The 26,881-nt window shown below is 65.1% G+C and carries 20 protein-coding genes; 5 read left to right on the top strand and 15 right to left on the bottom strand.

Annotated features, from left to right (window positions below; translation table 11 throughout):
- Positions 1 to 62: 62 nt before the first annotated feature.
- Entirely contained in the window at positions 63 to 1,049 is a 987-nt protein-coding gene (locus ACLE20_RS06585) for a GlxA family transcriptional regulator (RefSeq protein WP_410939454.1), read from the bottom strand.
- 262 nt (positions 1,050 to 1,311) lie between these two features.
- Here ACLE20_RS06585 and ACLE20_RS06580 point away from each other — a divergent pair, with 262 nt between their 5' ends.
- A complete protein-coding gene (locus tag ACLE20_RS06580; RefSeq protein WP_410939453.1) occupies positions 1,312 to 2,154 on the top strand; it encodes an alpha/beta fold hydrolase in 843 nt (280 codons plus the stop codon).
- An 84-nt stretch (positions 2,155 to 2,238) separates the two neighbouring features.
- On the opposite strand, the gene ACLE20_RS06575 is transcribed toward ACLE20_RS06580, so the two are convergent.
- Together ACLE20_RS06575 and ACLE20_RS06570 are read right to left on the bottom strand one after the other, a co-directional pair.
- Entirely contained in the window at positions 2,239 to 3,039 is an 801-nt protein-coding gene (locus tag ACLE20_RS06575; RefSeq protein ID WP_410939452.1) for a Ku protein, read from the bottom strand.
- 84 nt (positions 3,040 to 3,123) lie between these two features.
- On the bottom strand, positions 3,124 to 4,422 hold the full coding sequence (locus tag ACLE20_RS06570; protein ID WP_410939451.1) for a PQQ-dependent sugar dehydrogenase: 1,299 nt from the start codon (positions 4,420 to 4,422) through the stop codon (positions 3,124 to 3,126).
- Between the two features lie 195 nt (positions 4,423 to 4,617).
- On the opposite strand from ACLE20_RS06570, the gene ACLE20_RS06565 reads away from it, so the two are divergent.
- Both ACLE20_RS06565 and ACLE20_RS06560 read left to right on the top strand, forming a co-directional pair.
- Entirely contained in the window at positions 4,618 to 5,721 is a 1,104-nt protein-coding gene (locus tag ACLE20_RS06565) for a glycosyltransferase family 4 protein (RefSeq protein ID WP_410939450.1), read from the top strand.
- Positions 5,718 to 6,452: a polysaccharide deacetylase family protein gene (locus ACLE20_RS06560; protein WP_410939449.1), complete on the top strand. Its 735-nt coding sequence runs from the start codon at positions 5,718 to 5,720 to the stop codon at positions 6,450 to 6,452. The genes ACLE20_RS06565 and ACLE20_RS06560 overlap by 4 nt, the downstream gene beginning before the upstream one ends.
- Here the strand turns inward: ACLE20_RS06560 and ACLE20_RS06555 are convergent, their stop codons facing one another.
- Positions 6,453 to 7,283, bottom strand: a complete 831-nt coding sequence (locus ACLE20_RS06555; RefSeq protein WP_410939448.1) for an MBL fold metallo-hydrolase — start codon at positions 7,281 to 7,283, stop codon at positions 6,453 to 6,455.
- 228 nt (positions 7,284 to 7,511) lie between these two features.
- Here ACLE20_RS06555 and ACLE20_RS06550 point away from each other — a divergent pair, with 228 nt between their 5' ends.
- Positions 7,512 to 9,248: a metallophosphoesterase family protein gene (locus tag ACLE20_RS06550; RefSeq protein ID WP_410939447.1), complete on the top strand. Its 1,737-nt coding sequence runs from the start codon at positions 7,512 to 7,514 to the stop codon at positions 9,246 to 9,248.
- A gap of 36 nt (positions 9,249 to 9,284) precedes the next feature.
- Here ACLE20_RS06550 and ACLE20_RS06545 read toward each other — a convergent pair whose 3' ends face one another.
- The 10 genes from ACLE20_RS06545 to ACLE20_RS06500 all read right to left on the bottom strand — a co-directional run bounded on the left by ACLE20_RS06545 (position 9,285) and on the right by ACLE20_RS06500 (position 23,987).
- On the bottom strand, positions 9,285 to 9,761 hold the full coding sequence (locus ACLE20_RS06545; RefSeq protein ID WP_410939524.1) for a cyclic nucleotide-binding domain-containing protein: 477 nt from the start codon (positions 9,759 to 9,761) through the stop codon (positions 9,285 to 9,287).
- Between the two features lie 103 nt (positions 9,762 to 9,864).
- Positions 9,865 to 12,579: an ABC transporter transmembrane domain-containing protein gene (locus ACLE20_RS06540; protein WP_410939446.1), complete on the bottom strand. Its 2,715-nt coding sequence runs from the start codon at positions 12,577 to 12,579 to the stop codon at positions 9,865 to 9,867.
- A 137-nt stretch (positions 12,580 to 12,716) separates the two neighbouring features.
- Entirely contained in the window at positions 12,717 to 13,853 is a 1,137-nt protein-coding gene (locus tag ACLE20_RS06535; RefSeq protein ID WP_410939523.1) for a glycosyltransferase family protein, read from the bottom strand.
- A 5-nt stretch (positions 13,854 to 13,858) separates the two neighbouring features.
- Positions 13,859 to 15,103 carry a glycosyltransferase family 4 protein gene (locus ACLE20_RS06530; protein ID WP_410939445.1) on the bottom strand — a complete coding sequence of 415 codons (1,245 nt, stop codon included), beginning with the start codon at positions 15,101 to 15,103 and terminating at the stop codon, positions 13,859 to 13,861.
- 6 nt (positions 15,104 to 15,109) lie between these two features.
- Positions 15,110 to 16,318, bottom strand: a complete 1,209-nt coding sequence (locus ACLE20_RS06525) for a glycosyltransferase family protein (RefSeq protein ID WP_410939444.1) — start codon at positions 16,316 to 16,318, stop codon at positions 15,110 to 15,112.
- Between the two features lie 69 nt (positions 16,319 to 16,387).
- Positions 16,388 to 17,563, bottom strand: a complete 1,176-nt coding sequence (locus tag ACLE20_RS06520) for an ABC transporter permease (protein ID WP_410939443.1) — start codon at positions 17,561 to 17,563, stop codon at positions 16,388 to 16,390.
- Complete coding sequence (locus tag ACLE20_RS06515; protein ID WP_410939442.1) at positions 17,560 to 18,558, bottom strand: ABC transporter permease; 999 nt, start codon at positions 18,556 to 18,558, stop codon at positions 17,560 to 17,562. Before ACLE20_RS06515 ends, ACLE20_RS06520 begins: the two co-directional genes overlap by 4 nt.
- A gap of 3 nt (positions 18,559 to 18,561) precedes the next feature.
- A complete protein-coding gene (locus ACLE20_RS06510) occupies positions 18,562 to 20,481 on the bottom strand; it encodes an ABC transporter substrate-binding protein (protein WP_410939441.1) in 1,920 nt (639 codons plus the stop codon).
- Positions 20,478 to 22,433, bottom strand: a complete 1,956-nt coding sequence (locus ACLE20_RS06505) for an ABC transporter ATP-binding protein (protein ID WP_410939440.1) — start codon at positions 22,431 to 22,433, stop codon at positions 20,478 to 20,480. Before ACLE20_RS06505 ends, ACLE20_RS06510 begins: the two co-directional genes overlap by 4 nt.
- Positions 22,434 to 22,628: 195 nt before the next feature.
- Positions 22,629 to 23,987 (bottom strand): adenylate/guanylate cyclase domain-containing protein, encoded by a 1,359-nt coding sequence (locus ACLE20_RS06500; RefSeq protein ID WP_410939439.1) that lies wholly within the window; start codon positions 23,985 to 23,987, stop codon positions 22,629 to 22,631.
- Positions 23,988 to 24,307: 320 nt separating this feature from the next.
- Between ACLE20_RS06500 and ACLE20_RS06495 the strand changes: the two genes are divergently transcribed.
- Positions 24,308 to 25,675 (top strand): nucleotide sugar dehydrogenase, encoded by a 1,368-nt coding sequence (locus tag ACLE20_RS06495; RefSeq protein WP_410939438.1) that lies wholly within the window; start codon positions 24,308 to 24,310, stop codon positions 25,673 to 25,675.
- Here the strand turns inward: ACLE20_RS06495 and ACLE20_RS06490 are convergent.
- Positions 25,665 to 26,828 carry a DUF3095 domain-containing protein gene (locus ACLE20_RS06490; protein WP_410939437.1) on the bottom strand — a complete coding sequence of 388 codons (1,164 nt, stop codon included), beginning with the start codon at positions 26,826 to 26,828 and terminating at the stop codon, positions 25,665 to 25,667. The two genes, ACLE20_RS06495 and ACLE20_RS06490, sit on opposite strands and share 11 nt — an antisense overlap.
- Positions 26,829 to 26,881 lie beyond the last annotated feature (53 nt).

Genomic DNA, 26,881 nt, shown 5'->3' with positions numbered 1-26,881 from the left:
AGTGAGCAGTCAGTAGGGCTCCATGATCCTCTGTCCAGATGATGCGAAGAGCGGAGATACCCTTAAGATGCGAGATTGGAGCGAACTCCGAAGCGTTGTCGGTATTGCATCGGTGTCAGCCCGGTTACGCGGAGGAAGATTCGGCGGAAGGCGGTGACGTCGGAATAGCCGACATTCCAGGAGATTTGAGCCACAGGCAATCCGGTCGTCTCCAGGGCGTCCCGCGCCTGCATCATGCGGATCTGCTGGAGATACTCGGTCGGACGAAGCCCTGTCGCCTTGACGAACCGGCGCAGGAAGGTGCGTTCCGTCAGCCCAGCCCGGTCGGCGAAGTCCGAAATGTCATGAGCCTCCGATGCCTTGGCATGGATATGATGCTGGACATGCAGGATCGCGGCATCGCCATGGTCGAACTTGGGAACGAAGGACCTGTAGACATCCTGGTCGCGACGGGGTGGATCCACCAGCAGGAACCGGGCCGTGGCCAGCATCGTTTGAACGCCCATCAGTTTCTCGACCAGCGTCAGGCCGAGATCCGTCCAGGCGAGAATTCCGCCGGCCGTCAGGATGTCGCCGTCGTCGATCACCATTCGCTCGGCTGCCAGCTCAAGCTTCGGGTAACGCGCAGCCAGTTCGTCGCTGAAGGCCCAATGCGTGGTCACACGCCGGCCGTCCACCAATCCCGTCTCGGCCAGCACAAAGGCGCCGGCGCAGATCGATCCGATCGTGGCACCCTTATCATGCTGGGCTATCATCCACCGCGCCGCCACGGGCATGGCCTGCATCTTGGCGGGCATGATGATGCTCGGCGGTGCGATGATATAGCTGAGACGATGCGCCGATCCCGGATGGCTATCCCAGACACAGACGACATCGTCCTGCGCGACCTGCCAGTGGGAGACCCTGACGCTCCGTTGATGGTCCGCCTGGTAAGGCACCCATTGGCTGGCGATCCGAAAAAGGTCGGTCAGGCCATAGACCGCCGACAATTGGCAGTCGGGATAGATCAGCAGCCCGACTTCCGCCACGACATCTCTCTGCTCGGCCATTTTGTCAGTTTCCGCATCGTAATCGTCATTTCCGCCGCCTCTCTATGGGGCACGTTTCACTTACATATGTCCATGTCGAAACGACGAAGCCCGACTTTTCTAAAGGGAAACGACCATGACATCGAATGAACCTGGCTCCGGCCCGATGGCTACACGTCGGAACTTACTGATTGCGGGCGGCGCAGCCGTGTCGCTCGCGGTCGTCAAGATCCCTGCATCCGCCCAGACCCAAACCGCAACCAAGACCCAAAGAGAGACCGACATGACCAGCAGTTTCGTCACCACCCAGGACGGCGTTGACATCTTCTATAAGGACTGGGGTCCGAAGAGCGCCCAGCCAATCGTTTTCCACCACGGCTGGCCGCTGTCGTCGGACGACTGGGACGCGCAGATGCTCTTCTTCCTGTCGAAGGGCTACCGCGTCGTCGCCCATGATCGCCGCGGCCATGGCCGCTCGACCCAGGTGGCCGATGGTCACGACATGGACCATTACGCGGCCGATGCCTTCGCGGTCGCTGAACATCTGGATCTGAAGAACGCTGTCCATATCGGCCATTCCACCGGCGGCGGCGAAGTCGCCCGCTATGTCGCCAAGCATGGCGAGCCCTCGGGACGGGTGGCCAAGGCCGTGCTCGTCTCCGCCGTTCCGCCTCTGATGCTGAAGACCGCCGCCAATCCGGAAGGCCTGCCGATCGAGGTTTTCGACGGTTTCCGCTCCGCTCTCGCCGCCAACCGCGCGCAGTTCTTCCGCGATGTGCCCGCCGGCCCCTTCTATGGCTTCAATCGCGATGGCGCGAAGGCTCAGGAAGGCGTCATCCAGAATTGGTGGCGCCAGGGCATGATGGGCAGTGCCAAGGCGCATTATGATGGGATCAAGGCGTTCTCCGAGACCGATCAGACGGAGGACCTGAAGGCCATCACGGTGCCGACGCTCGTCCTGCATGGCGAAGACGACCAGATCGTCCCGATCGCAGATTCCGCTCTGAAGTCGGTCAAGCTTTTGAAGAACGGGTCGCTCAAGACCTATCCCGGCTTCGCTCACGGCATGCTCACCCTCAATGCCGATGTGCTGAACGAAGATCTTCTTCAGTTCATCAAGGCCTGACCGGCGCGAAACACCCGGGCTGCGGCAGACGCCTGCCGCAGCCTCTAGGGCGTCCTGCATCCGGGACAGCGTCCGAGACGCAAGTTACGAGCTGCGCTTTTCCTCGTTCAGGCTCTTCTTCAGCGCGTCCATGATGTTGATCACATTGCCGGAGGTCTTGGGTCCGGATTTGGCCTGGGCCTTGGTCTTCTTCGGCGCCGCATCTTTTTCCCGGGTCTTGAGGAAGCTCTTGATCCGCTTCTGGACCGGGTCCTGCACGAGCGAGGCGCTCCAGGTTCCCTTGTCCTTTTCGAAGAGCTTCTCGAGGGCCGGCGCCTCGCGCTTGGCTTGCTTGCTCTCCGTCTCGAGCTCGGCCACCGCGTCACGCATCTCTTCGCCATAATGCAGCGTCCAGAGGATCATGCCCTTGCCGCTCGGCGCGAGCAGCACGGCGCGTTCGCGGCGGTAGAGGACGAGTCGCGCGATGCCGACCACATCCTCGCGCACCATGGCTTCGCGGATGACGGCAAAGGCCTCGGCGCCCACCTTGTCGCCCGGCGCGAGGAAATGCGGCTTGTCGTACCAGATCCAGTCGATCGCATCCTTTGCCACGAAGGTCTCGATATCGATCGTCCGGGTGCTTTCAAGTCCCAGCGCCTCGATCTCGTCGTCCTCGATCAGGACATACTCGTCTTCGCTCTTCGGGAAGCCCTTGACCTGATCCTTCTCGGCGACGCGCTTATGCGTCACGCTGTCGATATAGCGGCTTTCGACCCGGTTGTTGGTGGCGCGGTTGAGAACATGGAAGCGCACCTTGGCACTTTCCGTCGTCGCCGGCGAAACGGTGACGGCGGCAGTGACGAGGGAAAGCCGGAGATAACCTTTCCAGAACGTGTTGCGGGCCAAAGGCAGCGCCTTTCCTGTCGTGACGGGTCTCCGCCCTCAACACGCGGCAGGCGGAAAGGTTGCCCGCCCGCCGCTGGCCATCGTTCAATCCGCGCGGCTGACGCGAATAACGCTGGAGCTGCCGGCGCTCGGGTTCTCGGTCACGGCATAGACCGCGCCGTCCGGGCCTACCTTCACGTCGCGGATGCGGGCCTCCAGCGGCACGCGCTCCTCGTGCGCAACCCTGTCGCCATCGAGATGCACGATGACGAGACCGGTGGAAACGAGGCCGCCGATGATGAAGCTGTTCTTCCACTCCGGGAACTCCGCGCCGTCATAGAAGGCCATGCCGGAAGGGCCGATCACCGGATCCCAGTAATAGACCGGCTGGGCCATGCCCTCCTTGGCGGTGATGCCGTCGCCGACCGCACCGCCGCTATATTCGACGCCATAGGTAATGACCGGCCAGCCATGATTGACGCCGGCCTCGGGCTTGTTCAGCTCGTCGCCGCCCTTCGGCCCGTGTTCCACCGTCCAGAGCCGGCCCTGGCCGTCGAGTGCGGCCGATTGCAGGTTGCGGTGACCATAGCTCCAGATCTCCGGCTGCGCGCCGCCGCTCGAAATGAAGGGATTGTCGGCGATCGCCTTGCCGCTCGCATCGATGCGGAACACCTTGCCGAAGCCGCTTGCAAGATCCTGGGCGAAGACGCGGGTCTCGCGGTCGGAGCGCTCGCCGACGGTGACGAACAGCGCTCCGTCCGGGGCGAAGGTCAGGCGCGAGCCATAATGCTTGGTGTTGTCATAGGAGGGCATCTGCCGGAAGATCACCGTCAGATCCTCGAGCTTGGCAGCGCCCGTTCCATCCTCCACCAGACGGGCGGAGGCGACCGAGGTGCCGTTACCCTCGTCGCGCGGCTCGGAGAAGGAGAAGAAGATCCGCTTCGAGCTGTCGAAATCGGGTGCCAGCGCGACATCCAGCAGCCCGGCCTGGCCGGAGGAAACCACCTCCGGCACGCCCTCGATCGCAGCGCTCGCCTTGCCCTCCTTGGAGACGATGTGCATCGAGCCCTTCTTGGCCGTCACCAGCATCCGCCCATCCGGCAGGAATTCCATGGCCCAGAGGTGCGGCAGGCCTTCCGCCACCGTCGTCGTCTCCACCTTCGGCATTTCGGCCGGCTGCGGCGCGCGGGTCTGGTTGGCGAAGGCGGGGGTCTGGTCCGGCGCATTGGCGGCTTCGGTCTCGACCGGCTGGCCAGAGGCCGTGTTCTCCGCCCCGGTCGCCGGCGGCTGACCTTCGACATGGTCGATCGGCGAGGTGTCACCGGTCGATTGCGCCGCGGCGGGGAAGGCGAGGAAGAGCGCCGAAAGCATGGTTCCGGCGAGAAGGCGGGCGGTGGGGGTCATCGAGGCGGCTCCTGGTCAAGCGAGGGGTCAAGCAAGGGGACAGGTCGAGCGTGGCGCAAGGCCTTGATCCCGCATGAGAGGGACCTAGGGCGGCCGCACGGCGCCGCCGCTCACAGGCCATTCACCATTGCTTTATCCGGCTCGCCAGCAAGCCAACCTCTGGGCGCGAACGGCAAACTGCGTTAGATCGCCAGCATGCAGATCGCCGTCTATTGCCCGCTCAAATCGCCCCGTCATCCCGTGCCATCCGGCGACCGGCTGATGGCCCGCCAGCTCATGCACGCCCTGAAGCTCGCCGGCCACGGCGTGACGCTGGCCTCCGAGCTGCGCGGCTTCATCAAGGTGCCGGAGGCGCGGGCGGCGCTGGAAGAGACGGCGGCGCAAGAGCGGGCGCGGATCGCCACGCAATGGCGGGCGGAGGGCGCGCCCGATGCCTGGTTCTGCTACCACCCCTATTACAAGGCACCAGACCTCCTCGGCCCGCCGCTGTGCCGCGAATTCGCGCTGCCCTACATCACAGCCGAAGCCTCCTATTCCGCCCGTCGCGATGCGGATGGCTGGAGAGAGGCGCAGGCGGCGCTGATCGAGACCCTGAACGCCGCGGCCGTCAACATCGCTCTCACGGAGCGGGACCGGGTCGGGCTGATGACCGGGGCGCCACTCGCCCGCATCGCCCGGCTGAAACCCTTCATCGCGGCCGCGCCCTTTCTCGAAGTCGTGCCGCAGCCCCATCCGGGCCGTCTCGTCACGGTCGCCATGATGCGCCCGGGCGATAAGATGGACAGCTATCACATGCTGGCCGAGGCGCTGCATCACCTCCTCCATCGCCCATGGACGCTGTCGATCATCGGCGACGGCGCCCTGCGCGGCGAGGTCGAGGCGCTGTTTGCGCCGCTTGGGCCCGGCCGCGTCATCTGGCATGGCGCGCTCGACCCGCCGCAGCTGGCGGCGCTGCTCTCCACCGCCGCGCTCTATGTCTGGCCCGGATGCGGCGAGGCCTATGGTCTTGCCTATCTCGAGGCGCAGGCTGCCGGGCTGCCCGTTGTCGCGCAGGCGATTGCCGGCGTGCCGGAGGTGGTGGTCGACGGGCGCACGGGGATCCTGACGCCGCCCGGGGATGTCGCCCGCTACGCCGCCGCCATCGGCACGCTTCTGGGCGACGAGGCGCAGCGCCAGAGTTTCGCGGCTGAAGCGCGCCGCTTCGTGGCGGAGGAGCGCGACATGGCCGCGGCGTCCGCCGACCTCGCCGCGATCCTCACCCGCTTTGTCGGCCTCAAAATATCGAGGGCCGGGGCATGAGCCAATCCTTTGAAGAGCCGATCCTGGCTGCTCTCGACCGCCTGCAGGCCGGGGGGCGTACCGCACGCTTCTGGCTGCGCGACGATGATGCCGTTGCCCCGACGCAAGCGCTCGACCGGCTCCTGGCATTGACCGCCGCCCATGGCGTGCCGCTGACGCTCGCCGTCATCCCGGAGCCCGCCGGGTCGGCCCTGCAACAGCGGCTCGCGGGCGAGGGTCATGTGACGGTCGCGGTGCATGGCTGGGCACACTCGAACCACGCGGCCGCGGACGCCAAGAAGGCCGAACTCGGCGCCGATCGTCCGGCCGAGACCGTCACGGCCGAGCTGGCCGAGGCGCTGGAAAAGCTCCGGCGTCTGTTCGGCCCGCAGCTCCTGCCGGTCCTCGTTCCGCCGTGGAACCGGATCGACACAGCGCTTATCGCCGCCTTGCCGGCGCTCGGCTTCCAAGCTCTTTCGGTCTACGGAGCCGAGACGTCGGCGCCGCTGCCGGTCATCAACACGCATGTCGACGTCATGGACTGGCATGGCACCCGCGGCTGCCGCGATGTGCAGGTGCTCGCCGCGGAAATCGTTGCGCGCCTCGATGATGACGGGAACCATGTCGGCCTGCTCACCCATCATCTGGTCCATGATGAAGACGTCTGGGTCTTCCTCGCCCGGCTCTTCGAGGCGACAGAGCGGCACCCGGCCTGCCGCTGGGTGGGGCTCTCCACGCTCCTCGCTCGCTGATCAGAGCGTGACGATCTGTCCGTCATAGGCCGGGAAGGCGCCGGCGTAGATCTCGGCGGCTGCGGCGGCGATGGCGTCCAACTCGTCATCGGTGCGCAGCGGCGAATGGTGGATGAAGGCAACCTTCTTGACGCCCGCCGTGCGCGCCAAGCGGATCGCCTGCTGCCAGGAGGAATGACCATAGCCGAGGAAGCGCGGCATCTCGTCATCCGTATAGGTACAGTCATAGATCATCAAATCGGCATCCTTGATCAGCGACAGCACCGCCGTGTCGAGCGTACCCGGCGTATGTTCCGTGTCGGTGATCAGAGCGCAGACGCGACCTGCGAACTCGACCCTGTAGCCGATCGCGTCGCCCGGATGGTTGAGCTTACCGGTGCGGATGACGAGCCCGCTCTCCGGGCGCAGCACGTCGCCGGCCTTGAAGTCCTTGGCGTTCAACGAGGCGCGGCAGATGTCCGGCTCGATCGGGAACCAGGGCGGCCGCATGAATTCGCCGATCATCTGTCGCGTCGTCATCCGCCCGGCCATATGGCCCGACCACAGCGCCACCTTGCAGCGCGGATCATAGAGCGGCGGAAAGAAGGGCAGGCCGACGATATGGTCGTAGTGGCAGTGGGTGAAGAGGATATGGAAGTTGGAGACGCCTTCGCCCTTGAGCGCCAGCCCCGCCGGCATGATGCCCGAGCCGGCATCGAAGATCAGCTGATGGGTGCCGCACTCCATGCCGATGCAGATCGTGTTGCCGCCATAGCGCTGGAAGTCCGGCCCCGACACGGGCAGGCTTCCCCGAACTCCCCAGAAGCGCACACGAAACGCGGTGTCGTCCACTCTTTCCTCAGCTCCGAGGGACCGCACCGCGGGCCTGCGATAACTGTCCCTTCATCATCCGACTTGGTCAAACGCATGGATGGCGTCTTCTGTCCGGCCTTATTTCCGCCACTTTAGACAATGTGTACGGCCGAAGCGAGACAGGTCGTCGCTTTTTGTCTCACGGCGTGGCACAGAGCCTGGAGCCACCTTGGCGCCAGAATCTTTCAAAGCCGTTTCCGCTGATCCATGTCGAGTGCCCCTCCCGTCGCGATCGCCGTGATTTCCGATGCTCATCTCCATGATCCCACGGTCGATTTCGGTTGGCCCGGCGCGGCGGAGACGGGGGGCCTCAGCCTGCGGCCGCTTTCGGAAGCGGCGCGCTCAACGCGCGTCTTCAACGAGACGAAGGCCGCCTTTCTCGCGGCGCTCGACGAGATCGTCCGACGCGGCATCCGACACGTCGTGCTGCTCGGGGACTATACGGATGACGGTCAGGTGGCGACGACCGCCCGGATCGCGGAAATCCTGACCCGGTATCGCCGCGCGCATGGACTGCGCTTTTATTTGACGCCCGGCAATCACGATGTCTTCGCCGATCGCGGCCGGCATCGCACCAAGCGCTTCCTGCGGGCCGACGGCAGCCTGGAGATCGTGACCAGCGATCCGGATCGCACCGGCGGTGGGCTACCGGTCACCCGCTCGCCGGCCATGTATTGTCCTGGCCAGCCGGAGGGATTGCTGGCCCTCAGGGCGCATGGCTATTTCGGTGCGGACGGGGCCTATCACTGGGAGACGCCCTTTGGAACTCAGTCCGATCCCCTGGCTCGCCGATACAGTGTCCGCTCCCGTTCCGGCCAGACGGTCCGCACGCTCATGGATGCCTCCTATCTGGTCGAGCCGGAGGCGGGGCTCTGGCTGCTGATGATCGACGCCAATGTCTTCGTGCCGGTCGATGGCGGCGATGCCTTCGAGGACAGCACGGCCGCAGGCTGGACCGCGCTTGTCGCCCACAAGGCGTTTCTGGTCGATTGGATCGCCGAGGTGACGGCGCGGGCCGACCGGCTCGGCAAGCGCCTCGTCGCTTTTTCCCATTATCCGCTTCTCGATCCGCTCGACGGCACGCGCGACGACGAGGCGGCCCTGCTCGGGCCTACGGAGACGACCGGACGCCTACCGCGACCGGAGATCGGCGCGGCGCTGATGGCGGCTGGGCTGCGTTTGCATGTGAGCGGCCACATCCATGTCAACGACACGGCAAGGATGCGGGACCAGGAGCGGTTCCTCGTCAATCTCGCCGTCCCTTCGCTCGGCGGCTTTCCGGCGGCGATCAAGATCCTGTCTGTCCATGAGGCGGAGGTTGCGGTGGAGACGGTGACCTTCGACGACCTGCCGCTCGACCCCGGGATCATGGCGCTGTATCAGGCAGAGGCGCGCCATGCAGGTCTTAATGGCAGCGCGCTGCTGACGGCCCGCGACTATGGCGATTTTCTTTCCGCCCATATCGGGCATATCGCCTGGCGCCGTCACCTGAAGCGCGAATGGCCGGCGCCGCTCGCCGCGCTGCTGCGCATCGCCCATCTGGGCGATCTCTTTCGCCTCGCTTCGCTGCCGCATGACCTTCCGCTCGAAGAGGCGGTTTCGGCTGTCCAGCAGTTGAGAGAGCGAGCGCAGGCAGGCGAGGAGGACGCGGCGCTCACTCCGGCGGACGATCCGGCGCTGCTCGAAGGCATAAGCGGCATCGCGCTGTTGGGGGACTGGTATCGGCTGCGCATGGGCAGCGGGCTTGGGCTCCGCCGTGTCGGGCCGGAGCGGCTAGCGCTTTACCGCCGCCTTGCAGGGGCCCTGCGGCAGCGGGCGCATGGGGCTGGCAGCGCGCAGGCCACTCTGCGGCAGATGTTCGATCTTCTCGAACGATTCGCCGACGGGCTCCCTTCGGAGAATTTCAGCCTGGACATGCGGACGGGCAAGATCCGCGCCCTCTAGCGCTTATGCGCTCTCCGCCGCATCACTTGGAACAGCTCAGCCCTGCGGCGCCTTTTCCAGTTCACGCACCCGGCTGCGGGCATCAGTCAGTTCGCTGGTCGTGTGGCTGAGACGCTCGGCCAGCACGCGCATCACCTGGATGGTGATCTCGGGGAAGTCGGTCATCAGCTTCAGGAAGTGATCCTTGCGGATGCGGAGCGCCTCGAGCGGCGTCGTGCTCTTGATCGTCGCGGTACGCGAAACGTCGCAGAGGATGGCGATCTCCCCGACGATCGAATTCTGCTCGACCTCGGCGACCTTGATCGGCCCCGTCACCGATTCCACGAGGATGTCGGCCTTTCCTGTCAGCACGACATAGGCGGCATCACCCGCATCGCCCTGGTGGAACAAGGTTTCTCCCGGCGAATAGCTGACCCGATCGGAGGTGAAGGCCAGCAGCTTGAGCTTGCCCGGCTCGACGCCGGCAAAAAGCGGCACGCGCCGCAGCATCTGCACTTCGTCCTTCAGAAGCATCGTTGTCACCCACTCCTTCCATCTCGCCGCCACACCGTCCGCGCGGTCGCCTTTGCAGCAGTCTCGACGGGTTTGCTGCCGAAAACCCGTCCAAGCTACAATATTATGACGAGACGAGCTGTTTAAAGATACCGTTATTTTGCGTCAGCTTCTCATGCGTATCATCTTCCACAAGCGCGCCGCGGTCGAAGACCAGAACGCGCTCGAAGAGCGAGGTCAGGCTCGTATTGGAGAGCACCCAGACCACGGCCGGGTTGGCATCGTTGCGCTTCAGCAGTTTCATCACGTCGCGCACGATCTCGTCCTGCAGCCGATGGTCGAGTGACGGCAGCGGCCGGTTGAAGATGTAATAATCCGAGCGGCGAATGATGGCGCGCGCCAGGTTGAGCTTCTGGCGCTGTACGGCGGTCAACCGCTTGCCGCCGGCGCCCAGGTTGAAGTCGAGGCCGATGTCGAGCACCTCTTCGATCAGGCCCTCGGCATTGAGCAGTGCGCTGACCACGCTGCGGATGCGGTTCGAGCCATCGGTATGCTTCTGGCTGATGCGGCCGAAGAGCACGTTGTCCATCAGGGTCGCGGAGGCCAGATATTTCTCCGGATCGTAGCGCTCGATCTGGGCGGCGAGGTCGTCCGGCATGGTCTCGTGGAAGAGGCGACGCGCATCGACGATCGTCGCCATCAGCTCGGGTGTCAAAAGACCGAAGCGGTGGCGGGGTTCGACATAGTTGAAGCTCAGCCGGATGATGGCGCCCCGGTCGTCGTCGCTGGCGTCTTCCACCGACTTGCCGGCATATTTCTGCAGGAGCGCCTGGTACATCGGAATGTCGTCGGCGGTCATGAAGGTGAGCTGCTGGAAGAAGGGATGATCCGGCGGCAGGTCGGAGAAGAGCTCGACCGCGGTTTCGGCGATCGAGTAGCCCATGTCGAACAGGATCCGCTCGAGGCTGGTTTGCCGCATGACGGAGCGGAAATGGGCATTCTTGGCAATGTTGCGGCCCCTCACCGCGTCGCTGACGGCATTGCCGAACAGGAAGTTTTCGCCGACGGTCGCCTCGCTGTTATAGGCACCCGGTTCGAAATAGGCGACGAGACCGGCAAGGCCGGCTTCCTCCAGCTCCTCGCGCAGCGCCTGGCGCATGGCGACGATCCGCTCGGCGAAATCCGGTCGGTCGGCAGGGTTGATCGCCGTGCGCAGCGCCAGATCGAGAATGTCCTTCGACAGCTGCACCGTGTCGAGCACGGCGAGAATGGAGGGAAAGAGGTCCTCCGCCCGCGTCGCGCCGGCGGCGCTGTAGTCGATCCAGTCGTCGTTCATGTCGTGATCGGGGTTGCCGGCGAGCTTGGCTTCCTGCCGCTCCCATTTGCGATGCGCCGCCAGGCTCCCCTCATAGGTCGCAGCTGCGAGCGGCGCATGTTTGAGCCCATAGAGCAGGTTGTCGCGCAGCGAGCCGTAGAAGAAATAGGCATCCGAGGAGGCATAGGAGATGCCACGGCCGACAACCGATTCCGGCAGCTGCAGAATGTCCTCGCCGCCCACCGTCACCCGCCCGCTTTCCGGCCAGATCAGCCGCCCGAAGGCTTCCGCCAGCACGTCACCGCCGCTGCCGGCGCTGCCAATGATCGCCACCTTCTCGCCCGGTCGGATCTCGACCGAGACATGTTCGAGCAGCCGCGCGCCGCTGTCATCGGCGAGCGTCAGGTTCGAGGCGGCAAGTGGGCCGGAAAGGGCGGCGGTGGTGGCGCCGATCGCCTGGATCTTCGGATCGATCAGCTGGTCGACGCTGAATTGCTCGACGACCTGCTGGAACTTCACCTGCACATCCTGGCGCAGCTGGTCCCAGTCGATCAGCTCCTTGAGCGGTCCCGGCAGGTCCTTATAGGCGCTGATCACGGCGACCAGCTGGCCGATATCCAGCTCGCCGCGCAGCGCCAGATAGCCGCCGATGCAATAGAAGAGGAAGGGCGTCAGCTGGGCGAGGAAGTTGTTGATGAATTTCACCATGAACTTCCACTGGTAGAGATCGTATCGGATCTTGTAGATCCGCCCCAGCCGTGAGGCGATGTCGGCGCGCTCGTAGTTGGAGGTGTCATAGGCATGGATCGTGCCGATGCCGTCGACGATCTCGCTCACCCGGCCGGCGAGCTCGCGCGCGGTGATCTGGCGCTCGCGGCCGAGCACCAGCAGGCGCCGGCGCATGCGGGGAATGATCGTCGCCTGGATGCCGACCATGAAAGCGGCGATGAAGCCGAGCCAGAGATTCTGCATGAAGATGAAGGCGAGCGCGGTCAGCGCCTGGCCGCCGAGCAGAGCGGGAGAGACGAAGGCATCGCCGGTAAAGCCGCCGAGCGGCTCCACCTCGTCCTTGACCATGGAGGAGACCTCAGCCCCCTTCATTCGCTTGAACTGGGTCGGCGGGAAACGGAGGATGCGATCGACCAGATCGAAGCGGATGCGCCTCAGGAGCCGCTCGCCGAGCCGGCCCTTATAGGTGTTGATGTAGAGCTTGAAGAGGCCGTTGATGATGACGAGCAGCAGGAAGACGGCGCTCAGCGCGTAGAGCGTCTGCATGCGCGTCAGCTCGATGCCGCCGAACAGCGGAAAGCTGCCGATGCCGGGGAGCCACAGGTTGATGTCGAAGAAGGTTTCGGTCGCGCCCGGCTGTTCGAATCCCTTGCCCTGGATCGGTCCATTGACGATCCGCTTCGGCAGGTCGAAGGACATGAAATAGGGGATCATCGACACGGCGACGACCAGCAGGATGAAGAGCTGCTGCTTGCGCGTATGGGTCCAGATGTACCGGGAGAGGCGATTTTCCATGGATGACGGCCAGCATGCGATAGTGGCGGGGCGGCGGCCACAAGCGAAACGCTGTCTCCTCCGTTCGGACAACTTAATGCAGCACCGAGAGGATTGCCACCCGGCGTTTGCGTCGATGATTGCGGCCCTGCGCCACCTCAGAGCAGATCGGTGAGGATCGTCGCCGTATTGTCGGCGCCTTCCAAATCGAGCGCGAGGAGGCCACGGTCCGGTGGCGGTGAGGCGAGCGCCCGGCGCATCGCCTCGGCAAGGCGTGCCGGCGTCAGCTCCGTCTCGGCAATCGCCGTCAGCAGGCCGAGCGCGTGCAGCCGCTCGGCGCGTGCGGCCTGTTCGGTCTCGCCGCCGGTGGTGAAGGGCACAACGATCGAGCGGCAGCCGGCGCGCAGGATGTCGCAGAGCGTGTTGTAGCCGGCCTGCGAGACCGACAGCGCTGCAGCGCCGAGCAGGCTCGCAAAATCCGGGCGGAATCGGGTGACGGCAAGATGGGCCGGCGCCTTGGCCTGCAGCGCCGCAAAATCGGCTTCCGCCAGGTTCGGCCCGGTGATCAGCAGCCAGCGTCCGGTGGCCTCGATCTGAGCCGCCGCTTCGACCGCGCAAGCCAGCATCTGCCGACCGACCGCGCCACCGCCCGCCGAAATGACGACCTCGAATGTTTCGCTCGGCGGCGGTGGGGGCGGCGGTGCGACGAGGCCGGTATAGACCACCTTGTCGGCGATCCGTTCCGCGAAGGGGAAGGTCTCTTCCAGCCGCACGAAACTCGGATCGCCATGCACCAGCACCCGGTCGAAATAGGCCTCGACATAGTCGAGTGTCTCGACATCGCGCTCCGGCTTCGGACGCTTTTGCAGGATGTCGCGGATCGAGGCGAAGATCTTCGGCCGCTCAGGCAAAGCGAGTGCGGCGTCGAGGAAGGGCAAGAGCTCGAAGCGCATCTGCCGGCGGCCGAAGGGAAAGGCTTCGGTCAGGATCGCCTGCGGGCGCACAGCGTCGAGGATCTCGAGCAGTCGATCGCGCCGCATTGCCTTGAAGGCATCATCGACCGGCCGGCCGTTTATATCGGCGAGCTTGGAGAACCCCTCGTCGGCCGAGACGACGGGGGGCAGCGCGACATGGTGCACGCCTTCGCCCGGGAAGCCCGCAACCGGCTTGCCGCCGGTGACCACCGTCACGTCGAAGCCGCGGCGGGAAAGCGCATGGGCAATGCGGCTTGCCCGGGTCAGATGGCCGATGCCGAGCAGATGCTGGACATAGAAGAGGACGCGCTTCTGCGCGATCTGGCTCATGCGAGGCTCCGCCATTCGGTGTCGAAAAGGGCGCTCAACTGGGTGATCGAGCGGTGATGGTCAAAATCGCGCCGCACCCTCGCTTCGGCGGAATCGCCCAGACGCTTGCGCAGCGCCGGATCTCGGATCGCCCGCTCGAGAGCGTTCGCCAAAGCGGCGGGGTCTTCCGGCGGCACCAGCAGGCCGTTCTCGCCATCGCTCACCAGCTCCGGAACGCCGGAAATCGTGGTGGAGATCGGCATCAAACGCTGGCTCGCTGCCTCGACGATGACATTGGGCAGCCCATCGCGATCGCCATCGGCGCCGATGCGGCAGGCGAGTGCGAAGAGGTCGGCGCGGCGATAGTGATCCAGCACTGCCTCCTGGGCGAGCGCGCCGTTCCAGCTGATCTTCTCCGCGAGTCCCAGTCGTTCGGCCTGCGCCTTCAGCGTCTTGGCCAATGTGCCGCCGCCAATATGGATCATCCGCCAATGGAGATCTGCGGGCAGGCGGGCGAGCGCCTCGAGCAGAATGTCATAGCCCTTCTTCTCGACCGCCCGGCCGACGCTGAGGATGATCACCGGGTTTGCGGAATCGGACCCGTTGCGGGCCGGCCGTTCCCCGTCGAAGGGCGCGAAGCGGGAGAGGTCGAGGCCGTGATAGCTCAGATGCACGCGGGCCGGTTCGGCGGCGAGCGTGCGGAGATGCTGGAAGCCGGTCTCCGTGCAGGTCACCGTCCAGCGGCTCTCCGTCAGCTTGTCGGCGAGCTCCCAGTCCTTCGAGGTCCAGATGTCCTTGGCATGGGCGGAGCAGGTGAAGGGCGTGCCGGTCATCAGGCTCGTATAGCGGGCGACCGAGGCCGGCGTGTGGATGAAATGCGCATGCAGCCAGGCCCCGCCGGCCGGCCATTCCGCCACCAGCACGGCCGCCTGCCCGAAGCGGCGCAGCCGGTTGCGGGAGATGTCGCGCTTCAAGTCGCGGGTGAAGGCGCGCCAGGCGGCCTTGAAGCCCGGCAGCCGGCGCGCCTGCCAGAGTGCGCGGAGAACCCGGAGCGGCGCGTGATGCAGATATTCCGGCAGATAGTGGACCGGCGCGCGGATCTCGTCATGGATCGGATGGCGCTTCTTGTCGGTCGGGTAACGCATCGAGATCAGCGACAGGGTGAAGCCCGCCCGCTCGAGCCCCAGGAGTTCCTGGGCGATGAAGGTTTCGGAGAGACGTGGATAGCCCTTCAGCACCACGACGATCGTGCGTCGGTCCATGCGTGGTCAGGCCTTCACGACGGCGAGGTGCTCATGGCTGCGGCGGTCGAGCATGTCTCCGACGATGCGCGAGATGTTGGCGAGGCCCTCGAGCCGCATATGGCCGCCGCATTGCGAGGGCGGGCGGCGGGAGGGCAGCGCATGCAGCGCGGCGGCGAGCCGTTTCGGATCACCGGCTTCGCCGGGCAGCAGCATGTCGATCAGGCCGAGCTCGGAGGCGCGCCGCGCCCGGATCAGCTGCTCCTCGCGCGGGACGACGCGCGGCACGATCAAGGCCGGCTTGTCGAAGGAGAGGATCTCGCAATAAGTGTTGTAGCCGCCCATGGCGACGACGCCGCTGGCTCCGGCGATCAGCTCTTCCATGCGGTTGTCGAAGTCGATCACCTCGAGATGCCCGGTGCTGTTGCATTTCTCCAGGAGCTCATGGCGCTGGCGGGCCGGCATATAGGGGCCGAGCACGACGAGGCCCGGATGCGTCAGCGTCGGATCGGCGCGATAGGCCTCCACGACGTCATCCACCAGATCCGCGCCATCGCCACCGCCGCCGGTGGTAATCAGCAGATAGTCGCCCTTCGGCTTGTGCTCGGAGCTGACGTCGAGAGAGACGCTGCGCTGCAGGAAGCCCAGGAACTCCATCCGGGAGCGGACCTGGGGTGGCACCTCGATGCCGGTCAGCGGGTCGTAGAAGTCCGGCGGGCCATAGACCCAGACGCTGTCGTAGAACTGGCCGATCTTGCGCATCACGTCGTTGCGCTGCCATTCGGCTTCGAGCAGATGCGGGGCATCCATGACCTCGCGCAGGCCCAGCACCGTGGTGGTGCCCAGGCTCTTCAGATAGGCGAGCGTCTCTTCCACCTCGCCGCGCAGCCCCATCGGCTCCTTGTCGACGATGAAGAGGTCCGGCTGGAAGGTCTCGGCCGTATGGCGGATGATCGAGCGGCGCATCTTCAGCGTTTCCTGAAGATCGATATGCGCATCCATCGAGGTATATTCGCCGTTGCGCAACTTGATGACGCTCGGGATCTTCACGAAATCGACGCGGGCGCGGTAGTCGAAAGCGCCGGCGATCGTGGCGCCGGAAATGATCAGCACATGCAGGCCGCGATAATCCTCGACCAGCGAATGCGCGATGGTGCGGCAGCGGCGCAAATGTCCGAGGCCGAACGTGTCATGGCTGTACATGAGCACGCGGGCATTCTCGATCCGGCGGCTCATCACATGGCATCTCCTGACGCAGCCGATCCCAACTGACTTTGAACTTGCGGCCGCATCAAGGCATCCACCTCATTTGTAAGGATCGGCGGCATCCCGCAATCCGTCACCCAAAAAGTTGAAGGCGAGGATGACGAGGATGACCGGAATGGTCGGGTAGAGCAGCCAGGGATAGAATGCAATGGTGCTGACGCTGCGGGCTTCCGTCAGCAGGATGCCCCAGCTGGTAATCGGCGGGCGAAGGCCGAGGCCGAGGAAGGACAGCGCGGTCTCGCCAAGGATCATGCCGGGAATCGACATGGTCGCGGTGGCGATCAGATGCGACATGAAGCCCGGCACCAGATGCCGGCCGATGATGCGACTGGTGCGCGCGCCCATCAGCTGGGCGGCGAGCACATAGTCTTCCTCGCGCAGCGCCAGCAGCTTGGAGCGCACGGCGCGTGCCAGTCCCGTCCAGTCGAGCAGGCCGAGGATCAGCGTGATGCCGATATAGATCAGCAGCGGGCTCCAGGTCACCGGCATGATCGCGGCAAGCGCCATCCAGAGCGGAATGCTCGGGATCGACTGCAGCACCTCGATGATGCGCTGGACGATGAGATCGAAAACGCCGCCCTTATAGCCGGCCAGCCCGCCGATCACGATGCCGAGCAGGAAACTGACGCTGACACCGAGCAGGCCGATGGTGAGCGAGATGCGCGCGCCGTAGAGGATGCGCGACAGAACATCGCGTCCCAGCCGGTCGCTGCCGAGCAGGAAGAGCTCGCCGCCCTCGGCCGGGCAGACGAGGTGGAGGCTGGAATCGACCAGGCCCCAGAAGCGGTACGGATCGCCCGAACAGAAGAAGCGCAGCTTCTCCACCCGGTTCGGATCGTCGGTATAGATGCGCCGGAGCGTGTCCATGTCGAGCGTCATCGAGCGGCCATAGACGAAGGGCCCGACGAATTCGCCCTTGTCGAACAGATGGATGCCCTGCGGCGGGGCGTGGATGTAGTCGACGTTGCGCGTGTGCAGATTATACGGCGCCAGGAACTCGACGATCGCGATCATCGCATAGGCGGCCGCGAGGAAGTAGAGCGAGATCAGCGCCAGCCGGTGGCGCTTGAACTTCCACCACATGAGACGCAGCTGCGAGGCCTCGTAGACCTCCGCCTGCTTCTCGCTCATCGCCTCGACCGACAAGGGGTCGAACGGTGCCGTGGAGACGTAATGCGGGAGCGGCGCGCCGGCCGGGGGGAGGGAGAGCGTCACTTGCGCGCGCCTCCCTGCAGCCGGATGCGCGGATCGAGCAGCGCCAGCGCGATATCGGAGACGAGCACGCCGATCACCGTCAGGAAGGCGAGGAACATCAGGAAGGACCCCGCGAGATACATGTCCTGGCTCTGCAGTGCCTTGATCAGCATGGGCCCGGTGGTCTCCAGCGACAGCACGATCGCAGTGATCTCTGCGCCGGAGATGATGGCGGGCAAGATCGAGCCGATGTCGGAGATGAAGAAATTGAGCGCCATGCGCAGCGGATATTTGACCAGCGCCCGGAAGGGATGGAGACCCTTGGCGCGCGCGGTCACCACATATTGCTTCTGCAGCTCGTCGAGCAGATTGGCCCGCAACCGCCGGATCATGCCGGCCGTCCCCGCCGTGCCGATGATGATGACCGGGATCCACAAATGCTCGAGGATCGAGGTGAACTTCTCCCAGCTCATCGGCTGCGAGAGATATTTCTGGTCCATCAGATGGCCGACGGAGGTGCCGAACCAGATATTGGCGAAATACATCAGGATCAGCGCGAAGAGGAAGTTCGGGATGGCGATGCCGAGCAGGCCGAGGAAGGTCAGCCCGTAATCGCCCCAGCTATATTGGTGGGTGGCCGAATAGATGCCGATCGGAAAGGCGATCAGCCAGGTGAAGAGGATGGTGACGAAGGAGACGAGCACCGTCAGCCACAGCCGGTCGCCGACCACATCGGAGACGGGCAGCTGATATTCGAAGGAATAGCCGAAATCGCCATGCAGCATGCCGGCGACCCAGTGGAAGTAGCGCAACAGGGGCGGGCGATCGAAGCCATATTCAGCCTTCAGTGCCTCGATCTCGGCCATGTCGACGCCTTCGCCCTGGGCGCGCAGTTCCGACACATAGCTCTCGAAATAATCGCCCGGCGGCAGCTCGATGATGGTGAAGACGAGGGCGGAGATGATGATGAGCGTTGGGATCATGGCGCCGATGCGCCAGAGAATGTAGCGCAGCATGGGTCAGCTCACCTTGTCGCCGTACCAGAAGGTATCCGGCAGATAGACGCCGAGATAGCAGGTCGGCTCGAAGCCGTAGAGGCCCTGGTCGGGCACGTTGTTGAGTTTGGAGGAATGCAGGATCGGCTGCAGCGTCGAATTGACCATGCCGATCGAAAAGACCTGGTCGGTATAGATCGCGAGCATCTCGTGCCAGATGCGGGTGCGTGCCTCGATCTCGCCCGACTGCTTCCATTCCTTCAGGAGGTCGACCAGCTTCTGCGCCTCGGGCAGCTCCGGAGGATGGCCGAACTGGCCGAGCGAGAGATAGTGCATGCCCCAGACCGGCCATTGCAGCTGGCTGTCGGCGCTCGGCGCCAGCTGGCTCGGATTCATGTCCGCGGTCGGCACGCCATTGTCGAGGCCGAGCCACATGGACATCATGATCTCGCCGCCCATGGTCCGGTTGCGGAAGACCTCGCGCTGGGAAGTCTTGATGAAGAGCGGAATGCCGATCTTCGCCCAATGGTCTGTGACCAGCTCGAGCACGTCGGTTTCAAGTGTGCTCTCGCCGGCCGTTTCGACCACGATCCGTGCCACGCGCCCGTCGGGCAGCAGGCGCATGTCGTCGCCGTCGCGCTCCGTCAGGCCCAGTTCGTCGAGCAGCCGGTTCGCCTGGTCGGGGTCGAAGGCGGACCAGGCGGCGGCGTATTCCGGTTTGAAGAGCTGGCTTTCCGGCAGCACGGTATCGGCGCTCTCGCGACCCAGGCCGTAAAAGGCCACCATGTTGATCTCGCGCCGGTTGATCGCCAGCGACAGCGCCCGGCGGAAGCGGACGTCGCGCAGAAGCTTCACCCATTCCGCATCGCCGTAATTGAGGTTGGGCAGCAGCGCGACGCGCGAGCCCTGCGTCCGCTTCCACAGCGAGACCTTCACCGGGTAGCGCTTCTCCGAATCCTTCAGGAACGCATAGTCGATGAAATCGACGCCATGCGACTGTAGGTCGGCCTCACCGGCGCCGGTCTTGGCGGCGATGATCGAGGAGGAGGAGACGTTGAGCACATAGCGATCGACATAGGGCAGCTGCATGCCGCGCTCGTCGACCCGGTGGAAATAGGGGTTGCGGTCGAAGACGAACTGTTCGGCCGGCAGCGGCGTGGTGTTCCGCCAGGGGTCGAGCGTCGGCAGGTCCGGATTTTCCGGCCGGTACTGGCGCGACATCTTGATGTGAAGGTCGGCCCACTTCTTGGCGCGGTTGGCCTTCATCAACGTCTTCAGTTCGTCTTCCGTCTGATATTTCTTGTGGAACTGCTTCATGTAAGCCGCGGGAAGCAGGAGAATCAGCGGCGAGGCGGCAGCGAGGTTCGGCAGGAAATCCGGGTTCGGCGCGTCCCAGGAATAGCGCACGGTGCGGGCGTCGATCACCTCGAAACGCGGCGGCTTGCCATCGGCCAAAAGCTCGCGCTGCACGCCGCCCTTGCGAAGGTCCTCGTTAAGGATCACGTCTTCCCAGGTGTAGCGGAAATCCTCGGACGTAACCGGGCTGCCGTCCGACCAGCGATGCCCTTCGCGGATGACGAAGGTGAAGATGCGGTCGCCTTCAACATCGCAGCGCTCGAGAATGTCGGGTGCGAAGGTCAGGTCGGGATTGTAGCCGACGAGGCGGGCATAGCCGTTGATGAACATCAGGCGGATGTCCTTCTGGCTGCCGATGATCATCCGCACCGTCCCGCCATAGGTGCCGGGCGTGCGGCCCATGGCGGAGAGGTTGACGACCCGCGGCGTCTTGGGCAGCCGCTCGGCCATGGGCGGCAGCGTGCCGGCCTTGACCTGCTCCAGCAGCATCTCCGACTCCTCCGGCCCCGCAGCATGGCTCAAGCGGGGCAGGGCGGGCGAGAAGGCGGCAGCGCCCAGGAGGGCCAGCGTCGTGCGGCGCGTGATCATGGCTGAAGCTCCCGGATATCGGCATTGCGGTTGGCGAGCACCCAGTGGCCATCGGCGACATTGGCCGGCGCCAGCGTCGCCGGATCGCCATCGCCCGCGAGAAAGGCGCCCTTCCAGCGCCTCTTGTCGGAGGCGCCACCCGCTTTCAGCGCCGCGAAGTCCAGCGGGCGGTCGAGATCGGGGAAGGGAACGGCCGCAAGCAGCGCCTTGGTATAAGGGTGAACCGGCGCGCGCATCAGGTTCTCGCGCGGCGCGAGCTCGACGATGCGCCCGTTGCACATCACGGCGATCCGGTCGGCCATATAGTCGACCACGGCGAGATTGTGGGAGATGAAGAGGAAGGTCAGCCCCAGCTGAGCCTGCAGGTCCTTCAGGAGATTGAGGATCTGCGCCTGGACGGAGACATCCAGCGCCGAAACCGGCTCGTCGCAGATCAGCAGATCGGGCCCAAGTGCCAGCGCGCGGGCAATGCCGATGCGCTGCCGCTGGCCGCCCGAGAAGGAATGCGGGTAGCGGTTCAGGTGCCGCGCATCGAGGCCGATCGCCTTCAGCAGCGCCTTCACATACATCTTGCGGCTCGACGGATCGCCGCGGCCGTGGATTTCCAGCGGCTCGCTTAAGATGTTCTGCACGGTCATGCGCGGCGAGAGCGAGGAGACCGGATCCTGAAATACCATCTGCATGCGGGTGCGCAGCTCGTCGAGCTGCTTGCCCTTCGCGTGGAGGACGTCAATCTGCCCGGCCGTGCTGTTGAGCGTCACCGAGCCGCTTTCCGGCGTGATCGCCCGCATGAGGATCTTGCTGACCGTGGTCTTGCCGCAGCCGCTCTCGCCGACGAGGCCGAGGCACTCGCCACGGCGGATGTCGAAGCTCACATCGTCCACCGCCTTGTGCAGGCTCGCCTCGCCCTTGCGCCACCAGCCGCCCTTGCGGGAGGAGAAGGTCTTGCCAATGTGCCGGACAGAGAGAATGACGTCGGAAGCGGGCTCCGGCAGACCGTCGGCCGCCAGGCGCTGCGGCGGGCGGGCCGCGCGTGGCTCGGCCGGCAGCGGCTTCGCCTTGCGCTTGGCAATCAGCGTCTCGACGTCGACCGGCACGTCGCGCAGCGCCTTCAGTCGCTCGCCGGGCTTCATGTCGAAATGCGGCACGGCCTTCATCAGGCCCTTCAGGTAGGGATGGGTCGGACTGCGGAAGATCGCCTCGACCGGCCCGGCCTCCATGATCTCGCCGTGATAGACGACCACCACCTCGTCGGCCATGTTGGCGACGACGCCCAAATCGTGGGTGATCAACAGCATCGCCATGTTGAAGCGCGACTGCAGGTCTTTGAGCAATTGCAGGATCTGCGCCTGGATGGTGACGTCGAGCGCGGTCGTCGGCTCGTCGGCAATCAGCAGCGACGGGTTGCAGACCAGTGCCATGGCGATCATGGCGCGCTGGCGCATGCCGCCCGAAAGCTCGAAGGGATACATGTCGTAGGCGCGCTTGGGGTTCGGGAAACCCACCAGGCCCAGCATCTCCTCGGTGCGGGCGCGGCGCTCCTCCTTCGTCATGTCGCGATGGATCTTCAGGGACTCGCTGATCTGGTTGCCGACCGTGTGGAGCGCCGAGAGCGAGGTCATCGGCTCCTGGAAGATCATGCCGATGCGGTTGCCGCGCACGTCGCGCATCTGCGCGCCCTCGGGGTCCAGCGCCGCGAGGTCAAGCGCGCCATTCGGCAGTTTCGGGTCGTTGAAGATGATGCGGCCGGAGGACTGTGCCGTCTTCGGAAGAATGCCCATGATCGCCTGGCTGATCACCGACTTGCCGGAGCCGGACTCGCCCACCAGCGCCGTTACCTTGCCGGGGAGCACACGCAGGCTTGCCCCACGTACCGCTTCGATCCGTCCGCCGAAGATCGAGAACGACACACTCAGGTTCTCAATCCGCAGCAGGTCCGTCCCTGATGTCATTCCCGCATTCCCCGTATCCCGGCGCTTTCTGCGCGCGGCTGCGGGCATTTTCGCCCTGTTTTTCGGAAAAGACTATCGTAGCGCGCAGGGCCTGTCCATGACCCTGCGCAACCGCGCAACGACCGTCTGCAGGCGGAGACCTAATTGTCTCATGTATCGATTTTTTGAATTCTTCGTCGCACGCTCAAAAAACAGTCACTGCAGGAGTTTGTTCCACAGGTCGCGCGGGCGCTGGCTGTTGTTGCGGTAGAGCAGCATGACCTGCTCGGCCTCCGAGCGCTTTTCGAGGGCACGGTGGCGCAAGGCCTCGGCATTGCCGAGCTTCAGCTGGTTGGCATGCGGCACCAATACGGTCACCTTCTGGCGCACGCCCCGCAGCCGCTCCTCGCCGATCGTCTCCCACTCGCCGCCGGCATAGGCGGAGAAGGCCTGGCTTGCGAGCACCGGGGTCGCGTGCTTCTTGGTGAGCTCCTGCAGGCGCTGCACCTCGTTGACCGCCGCACCGAAGGCCGAAAAGGTCAGCCGATCGCGCAGGCCGACATTGCCGAACATGACATTGCCGACATGCAGGCCGATGCCATAGCCGATCGGCCCCAGCTGCTTCTGCTCGCGCTCGCTGTTCAGCTCCTCCATTCGTGCCATGGCCTGGCGGACCGCCGCCATGGCGGCCATCGCCGCCACCTGCGAGGGCTCCCGGTGCCGGCCGCAGGGGAAGACGGCCAGGAATCCGTCGCCCATGAAGCTCAGGATCTCGCCGCCATTGCGGTTGAAGGGCACGGCGATCGCGTCGAAGAAGTGGTTGAGCGTATCGATATAGGCCTGGCGGCCCTCCTTCTCGGCGAGCATGGTCGAGTTGCGCATATCGGCCATGACCAGCATGGCGCGGATCGTCTCGCCATCGCCGCGGCGGATCTGGCCGGAAAGCACGCGCTTGCCGGCATTGCCGCCGAGATAGGTGGTGAGCATATTGTCGGCGAGCTTGCCGAGCACCGCCATCTTGGCCGCCACCGCCAGGCTGCTCTGCACGCGCAGCAGCGCCTCGATCACCTCGTCGCTGAAACCCTCCGGCAGGTCGGTCGCCCAGGATCCGACCATGCCCTGGCCGGAGGCCCCGCCGAAGGGCTGCATGAAGGCAATATAGTCGGTGATCCCATCGGCCTTGAGATCGTCGAAGATCGGAAATTCCGACGGCTGGTTGGGATCGACCCGTCGGCGCAGATGTTCGAGATTGTTGCTGAGCAGGTAGTAATAGGGGCTCTTGAGGAAGCGGTCGGCATTGCCCTCGCTCTCGTCCGCCCGGAAACCTTCCACGGTCACGCCCTTGCCGCGCAGCCAGGTGAAGCCGAGCGCGTCATAGAGCGGGTGCAGCATCGCAAAGCTCAGATGCACGCGGGCAAGTGGCAGGCCCGAGGCCGCAAGCCGCTCGCAGAAGCCGGTGACGATGTTTTCCAGCGGCTCGTCGCTCAAAGCGGCCTGTTTAAGCCAGAGCGAGACGCGGTCGAGCAGATGCGAGGATACGCGGCTTCCCGCGGCTAAGACGGTGGGGTTTTTCATGATCGGCGCCCTCATTGCCAGCCTTCCGGCACCCTCCACCCCTGTGGTGCCCTGGCTCTTGCCGGGCTGGTGCTTGCGAAGGCGCGTTCGGCGCGTCGCGCAAGCCCCGGCAGCAGCGGGATGTTGAACGGCGCGCCGACAATATAGGATGGAGATTGCGCCCATGCCAGAACGGCTGACGCAAGAAATTGGGCGGCTCTCACCCGAATACCCGGCACCCGCGCATGACGCTTGACAGAGCGTGGCCGAGCTCGCATCTGCGCTTGCTGAGCGGGTATCGTCCGGCGCGTGGGCGCCATCCCCCGCAGCGAGGCCCGACCATGACCGCCATCGATTCGTCTTCCTCCGCCAACTCCGGCGAGGTCCATCGGCAGCTGATGGCGGCGATCGCCGATCGGACCGCCCGGGTCGGCATCATCGGTCTCGGCTATGTCGGCCTGCCGCTCGCCATCACCGTCGCGGGCAGCGGCTTTTCCGTACTCGGCTTCGATATCGATCCGGCGAAGATCGAGGCGGTGGAGGCCGGCCGGTCCTATATCGAGGCTGTCAGCGATGCGAAGCTTGTCGGCGAACGCGATGCCGGCCGCTTCGCCGCCACCTGCGATTTCGATCGGCTCGCCGAGGTCGAGATCATCATCATCTGCGTGCCGACGCCGCTCACCAAGCATCGCGATCCGGATCTCACCTACATCATCCGCACCTGCGGCGAGATCGTGTCCCGGCTCAAGCCCGGCCGGCTGGTCGTGCTCGAATCGACCACCTATCCGGGGACCACGCATGAGGTGATGCGGCCGATCCTGGAGGAGGGTGGGCTCGTGTCAGGGCGAGATCTGTTTCTCGCCTTCTCGCCGGAGCGCGAGGACCCCGGCAACCGCGATTTCCACACGGCCAGCATTCCGAAGATCGTCGCCGGCGAGGACGAGGCGGCCGGCGCTGCTGCCGCCGCCTTCTATGGCGCGGTGGTCGAGCGGGTGGTGCCGGTCTCCTCCACCGCAACGGCCGAGGCGGTCAAGCTGACGGAGAACGTCTTCCGCGCCGTCAATATCGCGCTCGTCAACGAGCTGAAGGTGGTGTTCGACGCCATGGGCATCGACGTCTGGGAGGTGATCGACGCCGCCAAGACCAAGCCGTTCGGCTATATGCCCTTTTATCCCGGCCCCGGCCTCGGCGGCCACTGCATCCCGATCGACCCCTTCTACCTCACCTGGAAATCGCGCGAGTTCGAGCTGCCGACACGCTTCATCGAGTTGGCCGGCGAGATCAATTCGGCCATGCCGCGCCATGTCGTCGGCCGGCTTGCCGAGGCGCTGGACATTCATTGCGGCAAGGCGCTAAGCCGCGCCCGCATCCTCGTCGTCGGTCTCGCCTATAAGAAGAACGTGCCGGACATCCGCGAAAGCCCGTCGCTGAAGCTCATCGAACTCATCGAGGAGCGCGGCGGCTCGGCCGACTATCACGATCCGCATGTGGAGGAAATCCCGCGCACGCGGGAATATATGGCGCTGAAGGGCCGGCGGTCCGTGGGGCTGACTGAGGAGTCGATCGCCGGCTTCGACGCGGTGCTGATCGCGACCGATCACGACGCGGTCGACTATGCAGCACTCGCCACCGCCGCACCGCTGGTCGTCGATACGCGCAATGCCATGGCGCGCCGGGGGATCGAGACGGGGCTGATCATCAAGGCGTAAGGGCGGCGCGCTCGGCCTTGATCAGGCTCGCCGCACGGGCATAGCCGCCATCCGCCCCGTCGATAAAATGCATGTGGTCGCGGGCAAGCGGGGTCGGCACGATGCAGGTCATCAGTGCCGCATCCTGGACATGCAGCCCGTAGCGGCAGATGCCCTCAGCCGCCGCTGCCTCCAGCCGCGCCTCGATCGCCGCTCGGCGGCCGGCATCGACGTCGATCGTCATCTTCAGCCCGTCGTCGAACTTGCGGAAATCGGAATTGCTGGCGATGTCCTGCCGATAGCGCCGCGGGTCGAAGCGGCCGAGTGTCGTGCGGGTCTTGATGAGCGCCAGCGTGAGCACGGCCTGCAGATAGGCCGATAGTCCTTGCTTGAGGCGTTTGCCCTCGGGAGCGACCTTGCCCTCGATGTTCAGCCCCTCGATCGACAGCGCTGCCGGCGGCCCGTCGGGCGGAACGGGATGGCCGCTGCGCTCCTCCTGGGCCGCAAGCCCGATGATATCGCTGGTCAGCGCCTCGAAAGCGCGCGGATCGGTTCCTGCAACAGGCACGGCGATGATCGAAACGATCGCGCCATGGCGCGCCGGAATGGGGCTCCAGCGGCAGGAGAGGCCGGTGAGGTCGGGTTGGCTGTCATCGGAGGCAGGCTGCACGCGATAGAGCCCGGCCTTCATCTGTGCTTCCGCCCAGGCGCCGCCGCCGCCGGTAAACATGGCGTAGGAAACTTCGCTGCTCGCCCGGAAGCGCGCCACCCGCACATCGAGGCCCGCGGCCCGGATATCGGCCACCGGCACCAGCGCTGCGCGCAGGTCCAGCCCCAGCGTTGCCGCCACATGGGTCTGGACGGCAGCCAGAGCCACGCGCGTCGCATCGAGGCCGGACGGCGGCAGCGCCAACAGGGCGCCATCGCCGGAGAAGACGAAGGGGATCTCATAGTTCCCGACCGCATTCAGGACGGCGGAAATGACGCTGGCGCCCGCCATGTTGACCGATTTGTACTGGCCCTTCGCGATGGCGCCGGTCGAGTCGACGATGTCGGCGCTGGCGAGCCACCAGTCCTCCGGCAATGGTCGATAATTCGCCGCCTCCGCAACGCCCGCGAAGGCGGTGAAGAGCGGCAGCGTGCGGAAGAACGGATCTGAGGTCGGCGCCGGCATGACCATGCTTTAGCATGATCCGATCCGCCGGGCGATGGATAGCAGCGCAGAAA

It is taken from the genome of Rhizobium sp. YIM 134829 (assembly GCF_046546455.1).
The sequence above is the reverse complement of the archived record's forward strand: the minus strand, read 5'-3'. Positions and strand labels throughout refer to the sequence as shown.

Excerpts from the sequence above, each read along its gene's own strand:
- ACLE20_RS06585 (WP_410939454.1), bottom strand. The coding sequence starts at position 1,049 with ATGGCCGAGCAGAGAGATGTCGTGGCGGAAGTCGGGCTGCTGATCTAT.
- ACLE20_RS06580 (WP_410939453.1), top strand. The coding sequence starts at position 1,312 with ATGACCAGCAGTTTCGTCACCACCCAGGACGGCGTTGACATCTTCTAT.
- ACLE20_RS06570 (WP_410939451.1), bottom strand. The coding sequence starts at position 4,422 with ATGACCCCCACCGCCCGCCTTCTCGCCGGAACCATGCTTTCGGCGCTC.
- ACLE20_RS06565 (WP_410939450.1), top strand. The coding sequence starts at position 4,618 with ATGCAGATCGCCGTCTATTGCCCGCTCAAATCGCCCCGTCATCCCGTG.
- ACLE20_RS06560 (WP_410939449.1), top strand. The coding sequence starts at position 5,718 with ATGAGCCAATCCTTTGAAGAGCCGATCCTGGCTGCTCTCGACCGCCTG.
- ACLE20_RS06550 (WP_410939447.1), top strand. The coding sequence starts at position 7,512 with ATGTCGAGTGCCCCTCCCGTCGCGATCGCCGTGATTTCCGATGCTCAT.
- ACLE20_RS06545 (WP_410939524.1), bottom strand. The coding sequence starts at position 9,761 with ATGCTTCTGAAGGACGAAGTGCAGATGCTGCGGCGCGTGCCGCTTTTT.
- ACLE20_RS06540 (WP_410939446.1), bottom strand. The coding sequence starts at position 12,579 with ATGGAAAATCGCCTCTCCCGGTACATCTGGACCCATACGCGCAAGCAG.
- ACLE20_RS06530 (WP_410939445.1), bottom strand. The coding sequence starts at position 15,103 with ATGGACCGACGCACGATCGTCGTGGTGCTGAAGGGCTATCCACGTCTC.
- ACLE20_RS06525 (WP_410939444.1), bottom strand. The coding sequence starts at position 16,318 with ATGAGCCGCCGGATCGAGAATGCCCGCGTGCTCATGTACAGCCATGAC.
- ACLE20_RS06515 (WP_410939442.1), bottom strand. The coding sequence starts at position 18,558 with ATGCTGCGCTACATTCTCTGGCGCATCGGCGCCATGATCCCAACGCTC.
- ACLE20_RS06510 (WP_410939441.1), bottom strand. The coding sequence starts at position 20,481 with ATGATCACGCGCCGCACGACGCTGGCCCTCCTGGGCGCTGCCGCCTTC.
- ACLE20_RS06505 (WP_410939440.1), bottom strand. The coding sequence starts at position 22,433 with ATGACATCAGGGACGGACCTGCTGCGGATTGAGAACCTGAGTGTGTCG.
- ACLE20_RS06500 (WP_410939439.1), bottom strand. The coding sequence starts at position 23,987 with ATGAAAAACCCCACCGTCTTAGCCGCGGGAAGCCGCGTATCCTCGCAT.
- ACLE20_RS06495 (WP_410939438.1), top strand. The coding sequence starts at position 24,308 with ATGACCGCCATCGATTCGTCTTCCTCCGCCAACTCCGGCGAGGTCCAT.
- ACLE20_RS06490 (WP_410939437.1), bottom strand. The coding sequence starts at position 26,828 with ATGCCGGCGCCGACCTCAGATCCGTTCTTCCGCACGCTGCCGCTCTTC.